12 protein-coding genes are annotated in these 14,547 nt (G+C 69.2%); 10 read left to right on the forward strand and 2 right to left on the reverse strand.

The window, feature by feature from the left end:
- Nucleotides 1-3 precede the first annotated feature (3 nt).
- The 4 genes from ACIBEI_RS29785 to ACIBEI_RS29800 all read left to right on the forward strand — a co-directional run bounded on the left by ACIBEI_RS29785 (nt 4) and on the right by ACIBEI_RS29800 (nt 3,086).
- Nucleotides 4-738, forward strand: coding sequence for a YggS family pyridoxal phosphate-dependent enzyme (locus ACIBEI_RS29785; protein ID WP_398893316.1), 735 nt, complete (start codon nt 4-6; stop codon nt 736-738).
- Between the two features lie 128 nt (nt 739-866).
- On the forward strand, nt 867-1,508 hold the full coding sequence (locus ACIBEI_RS29790; protein ID WP_055612102.1) for a cell division protein SepF: 642 nt from the start codon (nt 867-869) through the stop codon (nt 1,506-1,508).
- 50 nt (nt 1,509-1,558) lie between these two features.
- Complete coding sequence (locus tag ACIBEI_RS29795; protein WP_055612103.1) at nt 1,559-1,843, forward strand: YggT family protein; 285 nt, start codon at nt 1,559-1,561, stop codon at nt 1,841-1,843.
- Nucleotides 1,844-1,898: 55 nt separating this feature from the next.
- Nucleotides 1,899-3,086 (forward strand): DivIVA domain-containing protein, encoded by a 1,188-nt coding sequence (locus tag ACIBEI_RS29800; RefSeq protein ID WP_055612104.1) that lies wholly within the window; start codon nt 1,899-1,901, stop codon nt 3,084-3,086.
- 210 nt (nt 3,087-3,296) lie between these two features.
- On the opposite strand, the gene ileS is transcribed toward ACIBEI_RS29800, so the two are convergent.
- Nucleotides 3,297-6,464: an isoleucine--tRNA ligase gene (ileS, locus tag ACIBEI_RS29805; RefSeq protein WP_398893317.1), complete on the reverse strand. Its 3,168-nt coding sequence runs from the start codon at nt 6,462-6,464 to the stop codon at nt 3,297-3,299.
- A gap of 622 nt (nt 6,465-7,086) precedes the next feature.
- Between ileS and ACIBEI_RS29810 the strand changes: the two genes are divergently transcribed.
- From ACIBEI_RS29810 to ACIBEI_RS29830, 5 genes are all read left to right on the forward strand, one after another.
- Nucleotides 7,087-8,310 (forward strand): TraR/DksA C4-type zinc finger protein, encoded by a 1,224-nt coding sequence (locus tag ACIBEI_RS29810; RefSeq protein ID WP_398893318.1) that lies wholly within the window; start codon nt 7,087-7,089, stop codon nt 8,308-8,310.
- A 110-nt stretch (nt 8,311-8,420) separates the two neighbouring features.
- Nucleotides 8,421-9,098, forward strand: a complete 678-nt coding sequence (lspA, locus tag ACIBEI_RS29815; protein ID WP_398893319.1) for a signal peptidase II — start codon at nt 8,421-8,423, stop codon at nt 9,096-9,098.
- A 130-nt stretch (nt 9,099-9,228) separates the two neighbouring features.
- The gene (locus ACIBEI_RS29820) at nt 9,229-10,173 is read left to right on the forward strand and encodes an RluA family pseudouridine synthase (RefSeq protein WP_398893320.1); all 945 of its coding nucleotides are present in this window, start codon (nt 9,229-9,231) and stop codon (nt 10,171-10,173) included.
- Nucleotides 10,170-10,640 (forward strand): GNAT family N-acetyltransferase, encoded by a 471-nt coding sequence (locus ACIBEI_RS29825; protein ID WP_398893321.1) that lies wholly within the window; start codon nt 10,170-10,172, stop codon nt 10,638-10,640. Before ACIBEI_RS29820 ends, ACIBEI_RS29825 begins: the two co-directional genes overlap by 4 nt.
- Before the next feature lie 213 nt (nt 10,641-10,853).
- On the forward strand, nt 10,854-12,440 hold the full coding sequence (locus ACIBEI_RS29830; protein WP_398893322.1) for a Na+/H+ antiporter: 1,587 nt from the start codon (nt 10,854-10,856) through the stop codon (nt 12,438-12,440).
- Between the two features lie 175 nt (nt 12,441-12,615).
- On the opposite strand, the gene ACIBEI_RS29835 is transcribed toward ACIBEI_RS29830, so the two are convergent.
- A complete protein-coding gene (locus tag ACIBEI_RS29835; RefSeq protein ID WP_398893323.1) occupies nt 12,616-13,737 on the reverse strand; it encodes a mechanosensitive ion channel family protein in 1,122 nt (373 codons plus the stop codon).
- Nucleotides 13,738-13,922: 185 nt separating this feature from the next.
- Between ACIBEI_RS29835 and ACIBEI_RS29840 the strand changes: the two genes are divergently transcribed.
- Nucleotides 13,923-14,492 (forward strand): dienelactone hydrolase family protein, encoded by a 570-nt coding sequence (locus tag ACIBEI_RS29840; protein WP_189840316.1) that lies wholly within the window; start codon nt 13,923-13,925, stop codon nt 14,490-14,492.
- Nucleotides 14,493-14,547 lie beyond the last annotated feature (55 nt).

Here is a 14,547-nt window from a genome sequence, read left to right on the forward strand (position 1 = left end):
GGCATGACGGACCGTAAGGCTCAACTCGCCGGAAACCTGGCGAAAGTGGAAGAGCGTATCGCGGCGGCGTGTGTGGCCGCCGGGCGCAAGCGCGAAGAGGTGACCCTGATCGTGGTCACCAAGACCTACCCGGCCGACGATGTGCGGATCCTGTCGGAACTCGGTGTGCGTCACGTCGCCGAGAACCGTGACCAGGACGCGGCGCCCAAGGCCGCGGCCTGCTCGGATCTGCCCCTCTCCTGGCACTTCGTCGGTCAGTTGCAGACCAACAAGGTGCGTTCCGTGGTCGGTTACGCGGATGTCGTGCAGTCCGTCGACCGGGCCCGGCTCGTCACCGCCCTGTCGAAGGAGGCGGTGCGGCGGGAGCGCGAGCTGGGGTGCCTCATCCAGGTCGCGCTCGACGCGGAGGAATCCGTGGCGGGAAAGGGTGGACTGGGCGAGCGCGGTGGTGTAGGACCCGACGGTATCGAGGAGTTGGGCGCTCTCGTGGCCGAGGCTCCGGGGCTGAGGCTCGACGGACTGATGACCGTCGCCCCGCTCTCCGGGGAGTACGCCGGGCGTGAACTGGCGGCGTTCGAGCGGCTGATGGATTTGTCGACTGACCTGCGCAGCGCCCATCCGGCTGCGAACATGGTCTCGGCAGGGATGAGTGCGGACCTCGAACAGGCCGTGGCAGCCGGAGCGACACATGTGCGCGTCGGTACTGCGGTACTCGGAGTCCGCCCCAGGCTCGGGTAACGTCGCCAAGAAGTCGGACCACAGCAGAAAATATGGTCATTACCACCATAGGTGGGCATAACGACCTCGTGGATCGCGGGCACTTGGCAACAGTCAGCCGATCCACCACAGAGCGGAGGACTCAGAGCATGGCCGGCGCGATGCGCAAGATGGCGGTCTACCTCGGCCTCGTGGAGGACGATGGGTACGACGGCAGGGGCTTCGACCCCGACGACGACTTCGAGCCCGAGCTTGATCCGGAGCCCGAGCGGGACCGCCGACGGCACGAGCCGTCGCATCAATCACACCAGCCGCATCAGTCCCAACGGGACGAATCGGTACGAGTGGTGCAACCGCCCGTGCAGCGCGATCCCGTGTCACATTCCGCTTCGCTCACCGCGGAATCAGGGCGTCCGGCGCGAATCGCCCCCGTGGCGTCCATCACACAAGAACGTCAAAGCCTGGAGAAGAACGCACCGGTGATCATGCCCAAGGTCGTGTCGGAACGAGAGCCGTACAGGATCACCACACTGCACCCCCGGACCTACAACGAGGCCCGTACCATCGGGGAACACTTCCGTGAGGGCACCCCGGTGATCATGAATCTGACCGAGATGGATGACACAGACGCGAAGCGACTTGTCGACTTTGCGGCGGGTTTGGTGTTTGGTCTTCACGGGAGCATCGAGCGGGTGACGCAGAAGGTGTTCCTGTTGTCGCCTGCTAACGTCGATGTCACGGCGGAGGACAAGGCTCGCATCGCAGAGGGCGGGTTCTTCAACCAGAGCTGAGACGCAGGACCGGACAAGGCACGGAAACAGGGGAGAGGGAAGCACGGATCATGAGCGTGGTTGCGCAGGTTCTCTACGTCGCGCTGATGTGTTTCCTCATCGTGCTGATCTTCCGGCTGGTCATGGACTACGTCTTCCAGTTCGCCCGCTCATGGCAACCCGGCAAGGCGATGGTGGTCGTTCTGGAGGCCACCTACACTGTCACTGATCCACCGCTCAAGCTTCTGCGGCGGTTCATCCCGCCGCTGCGTCTCGGGGGCGTGGCGCTCGACCTGTCCTTCTTCGTACTGATGATCATCGTCTACATCCTGATCTCCGTTGTGAGCCGGCTGTGAACGATACGGTCTTGCCGAACGCCGACGATGCCGACGACTACGTTGAGGTGAAGAGATGCCGTTGACCCCCGAGGACGTGCGGAACAAGCAGTTCACGACCGTCCGCCTCCGAGAAGGCTATGACGAGGACGAGGTCGATGCCTTCCTCGATGAGGTCGAAGCCGAACTGACCCGCCTGCTCCGCGAGAACGAGGACCTGCGCGCCAAGCTGGCCGCCGCCACACGCGCCGCCGCGCAGAACCAGCAGCAGGGCATGCGCAAGCCGCCCGAACAGCAGGATCCGCAGCAACAGCAAGGACCTCCGCAGGGCATGCGCGGTCCCGGCGCTCCCGTGCCCGCCGGCATATCGGGTCCGCCGCAGCAGCAGATGGGCGGCCCCATGGGCGGCCCGCCCCAGCTGCCGAGCGGTGCGCCGCAGCTGCCCGCGGGCCCCAGTGCCCAGGGTGGCCAGCAGGGTCCCGGCCCGATGGGTCAGGGTCCGATGGGCCAGGGCCCCATGGGTCAGGGTCCCGGTCAGATGCAGCAGCAGATGCAGGGTCAGATGCAGCAGCAGATGCCCCAGCAGATGGGCGGCCCGATGGGCGGTCCCATGGGTGGACCGATGGGCGGTCACGGTGGCCCGCAGATGGGTCAGCCCGGCCAGGGCCCCGGTGGCGACAGCGCCGCCCGTGTCCTCTCGCTGGCGCAGCAGACCGCCGACCAGGCGATCGCCGAGGCCCGTTCCGAGGCCAACAAGATCGTCGGCGAGGCCCGCAGCCGCGCCGAGGGTCTGGAGCGCGACGCCCGTGCCAAGGCCGACGCTCTCGAGCGGGACGCGCAGGAGAAGCACCGCGTGGCGATGGGCTCCCTGGAGTCCGCTCGCGCCACGTTGGAGCGCAAGGTCGAGGACCTGCGTGGCTTCGAGCGCGAGTACCGCACGCGTCTGAAGTCCTACCTGGAGTCGCAGCTGCGTCAGCTGGAGACCCAGGCCGACGACTCGCTGGCTCCGCCGCGTGCTCCGGCCGCCGCGTCGCTTCCGTCGTCGCCGAGCCCGTCCATGGCTCCGGCCGGGGCGAGCGCGCCGTCCTACGGTGGCCAGCAGATGGGTGGCCCGGCTCCGGCCCCGCCGTCCTACGGTGGTCAGCAGCAGATGTCGCCGGCCATGACCCAGCCGATGGCGCCGGTCCGGCCGCAGGGCCCCTCGCCCATGCAGCAGGCGCCCTCGCCGATGCGTGGCTTCCTGATCGACGAGGACGACAACTGACGGCCTCCCGTACGCCTTAGGCGTCGGCAGCGTTCAAAATGGGCGGGCTCCCGGGAAACCGGGGGCCCGCCCATTTTTCTGTGTCCGGTCGCGGCTGGACTCCGGTCCCATCAGGGGCGCGGGGAACTGCGCGATCAGCCACAGCTGACCGGCAGTCCCCCACGACCTCACGTGGCGACCTGGTGGCAGAACCTCCGGTGAAACAGTCGGCTACGCCTTACGAAGACGGAACCTCAGAGACAGCCCCTCGTCGGAGAAGGGCTCGCCATACCCCTCGTCCCCTTCGCCGGAGGCGAAGTCCGTGGCGAGGACCTCGTCGGCGATCAGGGCGGAGTGCTCGGTGAGCGCCGCGATCACCTTCGGGTCCGTGGACGTCCAGCGCAGGGCGATCCGGTCGGCCACGTCCAGGCCGCTGTTCTTGCGGGCCTCCTGGATCAGGCGGATCGCGTCACGGGCCAGGCCCGCCTGACGCAGCTCCTCGGTGATCTCCAGGTCCAGGGCGACCGTCGCGCCGGAGTCCGAGGCGACGGACCAGCCCTCGCGCGGGGTCTCCGTGATGATCACCTCGTCCGGGGCGAGCGTGATGGTCTCGCCGTCGACCTCCACCGACGCCGTGCCCTCGCGCAGGGCCAGGGACAGCGCGGCCGCGTCGGCCTCGGCGACGGCCTTGGCCACCGCCTGTACGCCCTTGCCGAACCGCTTGCCCAGCGCGCGGAAGTTGGCCTTGGCGGTCGTGTCGACCAGCGAGCCGCCCACTTCCGAGAGGGACGCGAGCGAACTCACGTTCAGCTCCTCCGTGATCTGCGCGTGCAGTTCACGGTCCAGGGACCCGAATCCGGTCGCCGCGACCAGCGCGCGGGACAGCGGCTGGCGCGTCTTCACCCCCGACTCCGCGCGCGTGGCACGGCCCAGCTCCACGAGACGGCGTACGAGCACCATCTGCCTGGACAGCTCCGGGTCGATGACGGACAGGTCCGCCTCCGGCCAGGACGTCAGGTGTACGGACTCGGGGGCGCCCGGGGTCACGGGCACCACCAGGTCCTGCCAGACCCGCTCGGTGATGAACGGGGTCAGCGGGGCCATCAGGCGCGTGACCGTCTCGACGACCTCGTGCAGGGTGCGCAGTGCCGCCTTGTCGCCCTGCCAGAAGCGGCGACGCGAGCGGCGTACGTACCAGTTGGACAGGTCGTCGACGAACGCCGAGAGGAGCTTGCCGGCGCGCTGGGTGTCGTACGCCTCCAGAGCCTGCGTCACCTGGTCGGTGAGCGCGTGGAGTTCGGACAGGAGCCAGCGGTCCAGGACCGGGCGGTCCGCCGGGGCCGGATCGGCCTCGCTGGGCGCCCAGTTGGACGTGCGGGCGTACAGGGCCTGGAAGGCGACCGTGTTCCAGTACGTGAGGAGCGTCTTGCGGACGACCTCCTGGATCGTGCCGTGGCCGACGCGGCGGGCCGCCCAGGGGGAGCCGCCGGCCGCCATGAACCAGCGGACCGCGTCCGCGCCGTGCTGGTCCATCAGCGGGATCGGCTGCAGGATGTTGCCCAGGTGCTTGGACATCTTGCGGCCGTCCTCGGCGAGGATGTGGCCGAGGCACACCACGTTCTCGTACGACGACTTGTCGAAGACGAGCGTGCCGACCGCCATCAGCGTGTAGAACCAGCCGCGGGTCTGGTCGATGGCCTCGCTGATGAACTGTGCCGGGTAGCGGGACTCGAAGAGTTCCTTGTTCTTGTACGGGTAGCCCCACTGCGCGAACGGCATCGAACCGGAGTCGTACCAGGCGTCGATGACCTCCGGGACGCGCGTGGCCGTCTTCTCGCACTGGGGGCACGCGAAGGTGACCTCGTCGATGAACGGGCGGTGCGGGTCGAGGTCCGACTGGTCCGTGCCCGTCAGCTCGGAGAGCTCGGCGCGGGAGCCGACGACCGTGAGGTGATCGTCCTCGCAGCGCCAGATCGGCAGCGGGGTGCCCCAGTAGCGGTTGCGGGACAGCGCCCAGTCGATGTTGTTGTTCAGCCAGTCGCCGTACCGGCCGGTCTTGACCGAGTCCGGGTACCAGTTGGTCTTCTCGTTCTCCTGGAGGAGGCGGTCCTTGATGGCCGTGGTGCGGATGTACCAGGACGGCTGCGCGTAGTAGAGGAGCGCGGTGTGGCAGCGCCAGCAGTGCGGGTAGCTGTGCTCGTACGGGATGTGCTTGAAGAGCAGGCCGCGCTGCTGGAGGTCCTCGGTGAGCTTCTCGTCGGCCTTCTTGAAGAAGACGCCGCCGACCAGGGGGACGTCCTCCTCGAACGTGCCGTCGGGGCGGACCGGGTTCACCACGGGCAGGCCGTACTCACGGCAGACCTTGAGGTCGTCCTCGCCGAAGGCGGGGGACTGGTGAACCAGACCCGTGCCGTCCTCGGTCGTGACGTACTCCGCGTTCACCACGTAGTGGGCGGGCTCGTCCTTCGGGAACTCGACGAGCTCGAACGGACGTTGATATGTCCAGCGCTCCATCTCGGCGCCCGTGAAGGACTGGCCGGTGGTCTCCCAGCCCTCGCCGAGTGCCTTCTCGACGAGCGGCTCGGCGACGACGAGCTTCTCGTCACCGGACGGGCCCTTCGTCGCGACCACGTAGGTGACGTCGGGGTGGGCGGCGACCGCGGTGTTGGACACCAGGGTCCACGGGGTCGTCGTCCACACCAGGAGCGCGGCCTCGCCCGCGAGCGGACCGGAGGTGAGCGGGAAACGGACGAACACCGAGGGGTCGACGACCGTCTCGTAGCCCTGCGCCAGCTCGTGGTCGGAGAGGCCCGTGCCGCAGCGCGGGCACCAGGGGGCGACGCGGTGGTCCTGGACCAGCAGGCCCTTGTTGAAGATCTCCTTGAGCGACCACCACACGGACTCGATGTACTCGGGGTCCATCGTGCGGTACGGGTCGTTCAGGTCGGTCCAGTAACCCATGCGGGTCGTGAGTTCTTCGAACGCGTCGGTGTGGCGGGTCACGGACTCGCGGCACTTGGCGTTGAACTCGGCGATGCCGTACGCCTCGATGTCCTTCTTGCCGTTGAAGCCCAGCTCCTTCTCGACCGCCAGCTCCACGGGGAGGCCGTGGCAGTCCCAGCCGGCCTTGCGGGCCACGTGGTAGCCGCGCATGGTGCGGAAGCGCGGGAAGACGTCCTTGAAGACGCGCGCCTCGATGTGGTGGGCACCGGGCATGCCGTTGGCCGTGGGCGGGCCTTCGTAGAACACCCACTCCGGGCGGCCCTCGGACTGCTCCAGGGTCTTGGCGAAGATCTTCTGCTCGCGCCAGAAGTCGAGCACGGCGTGCTCGAGGGCGGACAGGTCCACCTGGGCGGGCACCTGGCGGTACTGCGGCTGTGTACTCGGCTGCGTATTCAACGAGCTTCCTCCGGCGGACTTTCTGCCTTCCGTCCGGAGGGACGAGAGCTGTGTTGTCACCTACGCCGTGTGCGGCGTGCTCCCGCGGTACCACCCTCCTTGGCTCTCCGCCGCTTCCTGCGCGCCGGTGAGCCCCCTCATTGGGGTCGCGATGCCGGGTCTACCGGCCGCTGCCTTTCGTGCCTCTCGGCTGCGGCTTTCTTCCGGCGGCTCCGGGGTGATCTTCACGTCGCGCCGGCCCCCGGGCTCGCACCGTCCCCGGGTCGCTCCTGGCTGCGTACGCCGCTACTCGTCCCCATCCACGCTTCTCGCTCCGCCCAGTGTACGGCGCCGGGCGGACAGCGGCCGACCGGATTTCCCGGGCCCTCGGGCGAAGGGTGGCGGGGCGCCGGGGAGGCGCGCGGACTGACCCGAATGCCGAGGCGGCCGTGTTCGCATCCTGGGACGGCCGACTCGGCGGATTACCCGGCGGGGAGCTGGGCACAACGCTTGCAGGCTCGCCGCGCGGTACGGGCGGGGCGGGCGAATCGGGCGGCGTGCCCCGTTGCCGCGGGACTCAAGTCGATTTATCGTCCCAGCACGATTCGCGAGCAAGATCACAATATGTGAAGGGGCCGCGGCCATGGTGGCGAAGAAGACCGCCGTACAGCAGTCGGCGTCCGGCAGATCCATGGGGGCGGAGCGGTCCGCGAAGGGCGCGGCGAAGCAGGGCGAGGCCAAGAAGACGGTCGGTGGCACGAAGGCGGCCGGTCGGAAAACGGTCGCTACGAAGGAAGCCGCCACGAAGGAAGCCGCCACGAAGGCGGGGGCTACGAAGGCGGGGGTTACGAAGGCCGGCGCCACGAAGACGGCCGTTGTGAAGAAGGCCGCGGCGAAGAAGGACGCCGTGAGGACCGCTCCTTCGAAGAAGGCCGTTTCGGAAACGGCCACCAAGAAGTCAGCCACCAAGAAAGCGGCCGCCAAGAAGTCGGCCACTGCGAAAGCCGCCACCAAGGAGTCGGCCACCAGGAAAGCGGCTGCTCCGAAGAGGGCTGGCGCGGGGGCGGCCTCCACGGAGGGGGCGATCGCCGAGACGGCCGCTACGAAAACGGTCGCTACGAAGAAGGTCACTACGAAAAGGGCCGGTACCAAGAAGGCCTCCACCAAGAAGGCGGCCGTCAAGGCGGTTCCCGCGAAGAAGACCACCAAGGAGAGTGCCGCCGGCAAGGGGGCGGGTGAGGCGGGCGTCTCCGCCGCCGGGCCCTCGCAGAAGGCGGGCAGGAAGGGCACACGTACGGCCAAGAAAGCGGTCGCTACCGCGGCCGAGGGTGCGGCGGAGGCCGCCAAGACGACGGGAGCCACGACGGTGGTTGCGAAGAAGACTCCTGGCACGGCCACGGCCACGGCCACGGCGAAGGCGGCGAGCAAGGCAGGCGCGGTCCCCAAGGCGCGGATCGCCGCGGCGGAGCCCGGCGAACTCGCGGTACGCCCCGGTGAGGACCCCTGGACCCCCGAGGAGGTCGCGGAGGCACGCACGGGACTGATGTCGGAGGCCCTGCGGCTGCGTGCCGAGATCACGCACTCGGAGGAGTCCCTGGCGGGCCTGATGCGCGACTCCGGGGACGGCGCGGGCGACGACCAGGCCGACACCGGCACCAAGAACATCACGCGCGAGAGTGAGATGGCGCTCGCGGCCAACGCCAGGGAGATGCTGGAGCAGGACGAGCGCGCCCTCGAACGCCTGGACGCGGGCACCTACGGGCTCTGCGAGAGCTGTGGCAATCCCATCGGGAAGGCCCGTATGCAGGCCTTCCCGCGCGCCACCCTGTGCGTCGAGTGCAAGCAGAAGCAGGAGCGCCGTTACTGATCGGCCAATGATCCGATACTGATCGGCCCGGTGCGCCTCCTGAGCACATGGGCGCGGTGGGCCGTGCCGTACTCTCGTCCTCAGTCAGGCACCTAGGTTGAGGGACTCACGTGGCAGAGGCGGAGCGGATCATCGGTACGCCGGATATCCCGGAGGCGGCTGGCGCCGAGCCGGAGCAGACCGACCAGAGCGCGGCGGCGGGCGAGCGGTCCGATGCCCAGGGGGCGCAGGACCCTGCCGAGGGCCAGGGCTCCGACTCCGGTTCCGAGGAGGAAGCGGCGGCCCCGGCCCAGCCCTCCAGGGGCAAGCGCCGGATCGCTGTGCTGTTCACGGTCGCCGTCCTCGCGTACGCGCTGGACCTGGTCAGCAAGATGATCGTGGTCGCGAAGCTGGAGCACCACGAGCCGATCGAGATCATCGGGGACTGGCTGCGGTTCGAGGCGATCCGCAACGCGGGCGCGGCCTTCGGTATCGGCGAGGCCTTCACCGTCATCTTCACGGTGATCGCCGCGGCCGTGATCGTGGTGATCGCCCGGCTCGCCCGCAAGCTCTACAGCCTTCCCTGGGCGATCGCGCTCGGCCTGCTGCTGGGCGGTGCGCTCGGCAACCTCACGGACCGGATCTTCCGCGCGCCGGGTGTCTTCGAGGGCGCGGTCGTCGACTTCATCGCGCCCAAGCACTTCGCCGTCTTCAACCTCGCCGACTCCGCGATCGTCTGCGGCGGCATCCTGATCGTGCTGCTGTCCTTCCGCGGGCTCGACCCGGACGGCACCGTCCACAAGGACTGAGGTCTGAGGACTGGGCACTGAGGGCCGAGGTCCGAGGATCGAGGATCGAGGGCCGTCCACGGGGCCGTCGGGGGGCACTGTTGTTCGGGCTCTGGTCAGGGGTGTCGGACCTGTCCGGCATACTCGACGGGTGAGCACCAGTCCCGAGATCCGTAACCTGCCCGTGCCCGACGGCCTGGAGGGCGAGCGTGTCGACGCCGCCATCTCCCGCATGTTCGGCTTCTCCCGCACGAAGGCCGCCGAGCTTGCCGCGGCGGGGAAGGTCACGGTCGACGGCTCGGTGGTCGGCAAGTCCGAGCGGGTGCACGGCGGCGCCTGGCTGGAGGTCGAGATGCCGCAGGCGCCCGTGCCCGTGCAGATCGTCGCCGAGCCCGTCGAGGGCATGGAGATCGTGCACGACGACGACGACGTGGTCGTGATCGTCAAGCCGGTCGGTGTCGCCGCGCATCCCAGCCCCGGCTGGTCGGGGCCGACCGTCATCGGCGGGCTCGCCGCCGCCGGGTACCGGATCTCGACCTCGGGCGCCTCGGAGCGCCAGGGCATCGTGCACCGCCTGGACGTGGGCACCTCGGGCCTGATGGTGGTCGCCAAGTCGGAGTACGCGTACACGTCGCTGAAGCGCCAGTTCAAGGAGCGCACGGTCGACAAGCGCTACCACGCGCTCGTCCAGGGCCACCCGGACCCGACCAGCGGCACCATCGACGCCCCCATCGGCCGGCACCCGAACCACGACTACAAGTGGGCGGTCACGGCCGAGGGCAAGCCCTCCGTGACGCACTACGACCTGGTCGAGGCGTTCCGCGCGGCCTCGCTGCTCGACATCAAGCTGGAGACCGGGCGCACGCACCAGATCCGCGTCCACATGTCGGCCCACCGGCACCCCTGCGTCGGCGACCTGACCTACGGCGCGGACCCGACGCTCGCCAAGCGGCTCGGGCTCACCCGGCAGTGGCTGCAGGCCGTGAAGCTCGGCTTCGAGCACCCCGGGGACGGCCAGTGGGTCGAGTTCGAGAGCGGCTACGCCGAGGACCTGCAGCAGGCGCTGGACCGCGTCCGGGAGGAGAGCTACGCATGAGCCCGTCGTCCTACGTGGTGCGCGTGGCCGAGGACCCCGCCGACCGTGAGGCCTGCTTCGCGGTGCGCAAGGAGGTCTTCGTCGTCGAACAGCGGGTCCCTGAGGACCTCGAGTACGACGCGTACGACGCCGATGCGGTGCATGTTCTCGCCGTGCGCGAGGACGGGCTGCCGTTCGGTGCGGGGCGGCTGCTGTACGGAGAGGTGGCGGCCGCCAAGACCGGCGGTGAGCCCGGTGTCGGGTCCCTGGGGCGGCTCGCCGTCCTCAAGGCCGCGCGTGGGCTCGGTGTCGGGGTCGCGCTCGTGCGGGGCATCGAGGAGGCGGCACGCGCGCGTGGGCTGACGGCGGTGGATCTGCACGCGCAGACGCATGCGCTCGGTTTTTATGAGCGGCTGGGGTATGTGGCTTACGGGCCGGAGTTTCTCGATGCGGGGATTTCGCATCTGGCGATGCGACGGAGTCTTTAGGGCGGCTGGGGTTCCGGTTGCGGTTCTGGCCGCGGGCCGGTGGGGGCTGGTCGCGCAGTTCCCCGCGCCCCTAAAAGCATAAAGACTGCGCAGTTCCCCGCGCCCCTCAAAGGGCGCTTCTGTTGCTCTGCGTTTGAAATGAGGGGCGGGTTCAGTGGCACGCTTGGGGTCTGGCCGTTCTTGATCGTCTAGACCCCGTCCGGAGTGCTGATCGTGGATCAGTTGGCCCTGTTGTTCGTGATGTTGCTCGGGGCTGTGCTGAGCGTCCCGCTGGGGGACCGCCTCGGGGTTCCCTCGCCGGTGCTGATGACGCTGCTCGGAATCGTGCTGGCCGTCCTCGAATTCGTACCGAACGTTGATATTCCGCCCGAGCTGATCCTGCCCGCGTTGCTGCCACCGCTGCTGTACGCGGCCGTACGACGTACCTCCTGGCGGCAGTTCACGGCCAACAAACGGCCGATCTTCCTGCTTGCCGTGGCGCTGGTGTTCGTCACCACGGCGGTGGTGGCCGTGGTCGCGCACGCGATCGTGCCCGGGCTGCCGATCGCCGCCGCCGTGGCGCTCGGTGCGCTGGTGGCGCCGCCCGACCCGGTCGCGGCGACCGCCGTCGCGGGCAAGCTCGGGCTGCCGCGCCGGCTGGTGTCGATCCTGGAGGGCGAGGGGCTGTTCAACGACGTGACGGCCATCGTGCTCTACCACGTCGCCATCGCCGCCGCCGTCAGTGGCACCTTCTCGCTGCCGAGTGCAGCGCTGGACTTCCTGCTGTCCGCCGTCGTCGCCGTGGCGATGGGTTTCGGGCTCGGGTGGGGCGCCAACCGGCTGATGGACTACCTCGGGGACCCGACGCTGCAGATCGGGCTGACCCTGATCGTGCCGTACGCCTCGTACGTACTGGCCGAGGAGTTGCACGGGTCCGGGGTGCTGGCGGTGCTCACCACGGCGTTGTTCCTGGCGGAGTACGCGAACGACGCCGACGACGTGATGACGCGGCTCGCCGGGCACACGTTCTGGGACATCGTCGACACGTTGGTCACCGGGGTGGCGTTCGGCCTCATCGGGCTCGAACTGCACAACGCGATCAGGACGGCGTCCGGGCGGTGGGAGGAGATGCTCGGGTGGGCCGCCGCGATCGTGGGGGTCGTCGTGTTCGTACGGCTGGCGTATCTGCTGCCCGCGACCTGGCTGACGAAGCGGTTGCACGCGAAGCGGGACCACGACGAGGACATTCCGACGAGTTGGCGGGAGACCGTCGTCATGTGGTGGGCCGGGATGCGGGGAGTGGCCTCCGTGGCCCTCGCGCTGGCCATCCCGCTGGAGACGGACAGCGGGGCGCCGTTTCCCGACCGGGACGAGATGGTGTTCATCGCGTTCGGTGTGATCATGGCCACGCTCGTGGTGCAGGGGCTGAGTCTGCCGTGGCTGGTCCGGAGGCTGGGGGTGCGGGCCGACACGGATCGGGAGCAGGAGTTCGAGAAGGCGTTGGCCCTGCGGGCGGCGAAGGCGGCGAAGCGGCGGCTGCGGGAGATCGAGGCGGTCGAGGAGCTGCCGGACGAGCTGTCCGAGCAGTTGTTGCGGCGGGCGTTCGACATCGGGTTCCGGATCAGTCCCGACATGGGGGAGGACGAACGGCGGGAGGGGCACGAGCATCGGGTTCGGCGGATCAAGAGGGTTCGGCGGATTCAGGGGGAGATGTTGTCGGCGGCTCGGCATGAGGTGTTGGCCGCGCGGAGTGAGGCCGGGGCCGATCCTGAGGTGGTGGATCGGGTGTTGCGGCATTTGGATGTGCGGAGTCTTCGGTGATCCTTTTTTGGCTTTCCCGCCCGCTCCGCCCGTTTCAACCTCGCCTGCAAGGTGCTGGTTTCTCGTGGGGGCTCGTGTTCGTTGGCGCGTGTGCGTTCGTTGTGGCTGAGCGCGCAGTTCCCCGCGCCCCTTTGGGGCGCCCCTCTGTGGGCTTGCCTTATCGGTTGCCGGGGCTTTAACCCCGGCCCGTTCGTGGGGGTTCCACTGCTCGGCCCCGTGTTGTTCGTGGGGGGCGGCCTTCGTTGCCGTTCGGGTGGGTGCCCGGGGGGAGGATCGCGTCGGCCGTGTTGACGCGGGGCAGGGCGTAGGGGTGGTGGGCGGTCAGCCAGCGGATCATCTGTTCGCGGACGGTGACGCGGACCGTCCAGATGTCGTCCGCGTCCTTCGCGGTGACCAGCGCGCGCACCTCCATGGTGCTGGGGGTGGCGTCCGTGACGGCGAGGCCGTAGTCGCGGCCGTCCCAGGCGGGGCACTCGCGGAGGATGTCGCGGAGCTTGTCGCGCATCTCCTCCACAGGGGCGCTGTGGTCCAGGTGGAAGAAGACCGTACCGGTCATCTGCACGCCGCCGCGGGACCAGTTCTCGAACGGCTGGGACGTGAAGTACGAGACCGGCATGGTGATCCGGCGCTCGTCCCAGGTGCGGACGGTCAGGAAGGTCAGGGTGATCTCGTCGACCGTGCCCCACTCGCCGTCCACAACGACCGTGTCGCCGATGCGCACCATGTCGCCGAAGGCGATCTGCAGCCCCGCGAACATGTTGCTGAGCGTGGACTGCGCGGCCACACCGGCGACGATGCCGAGGATGCCGGCCGAGGCGAGCAGGGAGGCGCCGGCCGCGCGCATCGCGGGGAACGTCAGCAGCATCGCGGCGACCGCGACCACACCGACGATCGCCGACACCACACGCTGGATCAGCGTCACCTGCGTACGGACCCGGCGGACCCGGGCCGGATCGCGGTGGGCGTTGGCGTAGCGGGAGTACGAGGAGTCGACGATCGCCGTCGCGATACGGACCACGAGCCAGGCCGTGGAGCCGATGAGGACCAGCGTCAGGATCTGGCCGATCGTGGCGGAGTGGTCGACGGCGATCTCGGCCTGGTCGTACGACCCTCTCAGCAGTGCCGTACACATCACGACCTGCAGTGGCAGGCGGCAGCGGCGCAGCAGGCCCCACAGAGGGACCCCCTGGTGGCGTTGGTCGGCACGCTTCAGCAGCAGGTCGGCGATCCAGCCGACCAGCAGCGTCAGTACGAGCGAGCCGCCGACGACGATCAGCGGGCGCAGCACGTTCTCCATGCCCTCGACCGTAACCGGCCGGGGGCCGTCGTGAACATGTGGTCTCGGCCCCATCTCCGCCGGGCGCTGCCCAGCGCCTGTTCCGGCAGCCCGTGCCCGTCCCCGTGCCCGAGCCCGCGTCCGCGTTCGGCGGCCCGGTCCGGCCCAGCCAGGGCATTGTCGGTCCCGGCTGGCACCATGGGTTCATGAACATCATGCTCTTCCATTCGACCTACGGGCTGCGGCCCGCGGTGCGTGACGCGGCGGACCGGCTGCGTGCGGCGGGACACGAGGTGTGGACGCCCGATCTGTTCGACGGGCGCACCTTCGAGACCGTCGAGGAGGGCAGGGCCTTCAAGGACGAGCTCGGCAAGGAGGAACTGCTGAAGCGCGCGATCCTGGCCGCGGCTCCGTACTCGGACCGGGGGATCGTGTACGCCGGGTTCTCGCTGGGCGCGGCGACCGCCCAGACCCTCGCGCTCGGCGACAGCAAGGCCCGCGGGCTGCTGCTCCTGCACGGGACGTCGGACATCGCGCCGAACGCCTCGGTGGACGATCTGCCGGTCCAGCTGCACGTCGCGGAGCCGGACGCCTTCGAGCCCGACGACTGGCTGAGCGCCTGGTATCTCCAGATGGGGAGGGCGGGCGCCGACGTGGAGGTCTACAGATACGCGGGGGCCGGGCACCTCTACACCGACCCCGGTCTGCCGGACTACGACAAGGAGGCCGCCGAGGCCACCTGGCAGGTGGCACTCGGCTTCCTCGACAGCCTGTAGCCCCGGCCGCGGACTTCATCCGGTTGGCGACGGACTCCGTCCCATGGGTGCCGGA

The organism is Streptomyces sp. NPDC050988 (genome assembly GCF_044456225.1).
Classification (GTDB): domain Bacteria; phylum Actinomycetota; class Actinomycetes; order Streptomycetales; family Streptomycetaceae; genus Streptomyces.

Coding starts and splice junctions, on each gene's coding strand:
- ACIBEI_RS29785 (WP_398893316.1), top strand. CDS start 4: ATGACGGACCGTAAGGCTCAACTCGCCGGAAACCTGGCGAAAGTGGAA.
- ACIBEI_RS29790 (WP_055612102.1), top strand. CDS start 867: ATGGCCGGCGCGATGCGCAAGATGGCGGTCTACCTCGGCCTCGTGGAG.
- ACIBEI_RS29795 (WP_055612103.1), top strand. CDS start 1,559: ATGAGCGTGGTTGCGCAGGTTCTCTACGTCGCGCTGATGTGTTTCCTC.
- ACIBEI_RS29800 (WP_055612104.1), top strand. CDS start 1,899: ATGCCGTTGACCCCCGAGGACGTGCGGAACAAGCAGTTCACGACCGTC.
- ACIBEI_RS29810 (WP_398893318.1), top strand. CDS start 7,087: ATGGTGGCGAAGAAGACCGCCGTACAGCAGTCGGCGTCCGGCAGATCC.
- ACIBEI_RS29825 (WP_398893321.1), top strand. CDS start 10,170: ATGAGCCCGTCGTCCTACGTGGTGCGCGTGGCCGAGGACCCCGCCGAC.
- ACIBEI_RS29835 (WP_398893323.1), bottom strand. CDS start 13,737: ATGGAGAACGTGCTGCGCCCGCTGATCGTCGTCGGCGGCTCGCTCGTA.
- ACIBEI_RS29840 (WP_189840316.1), top strand. CDS start 13,923: ATGAACATCATGCTCTTCCATTCGACCTACGGGCTGCGGCCCGCGGTG.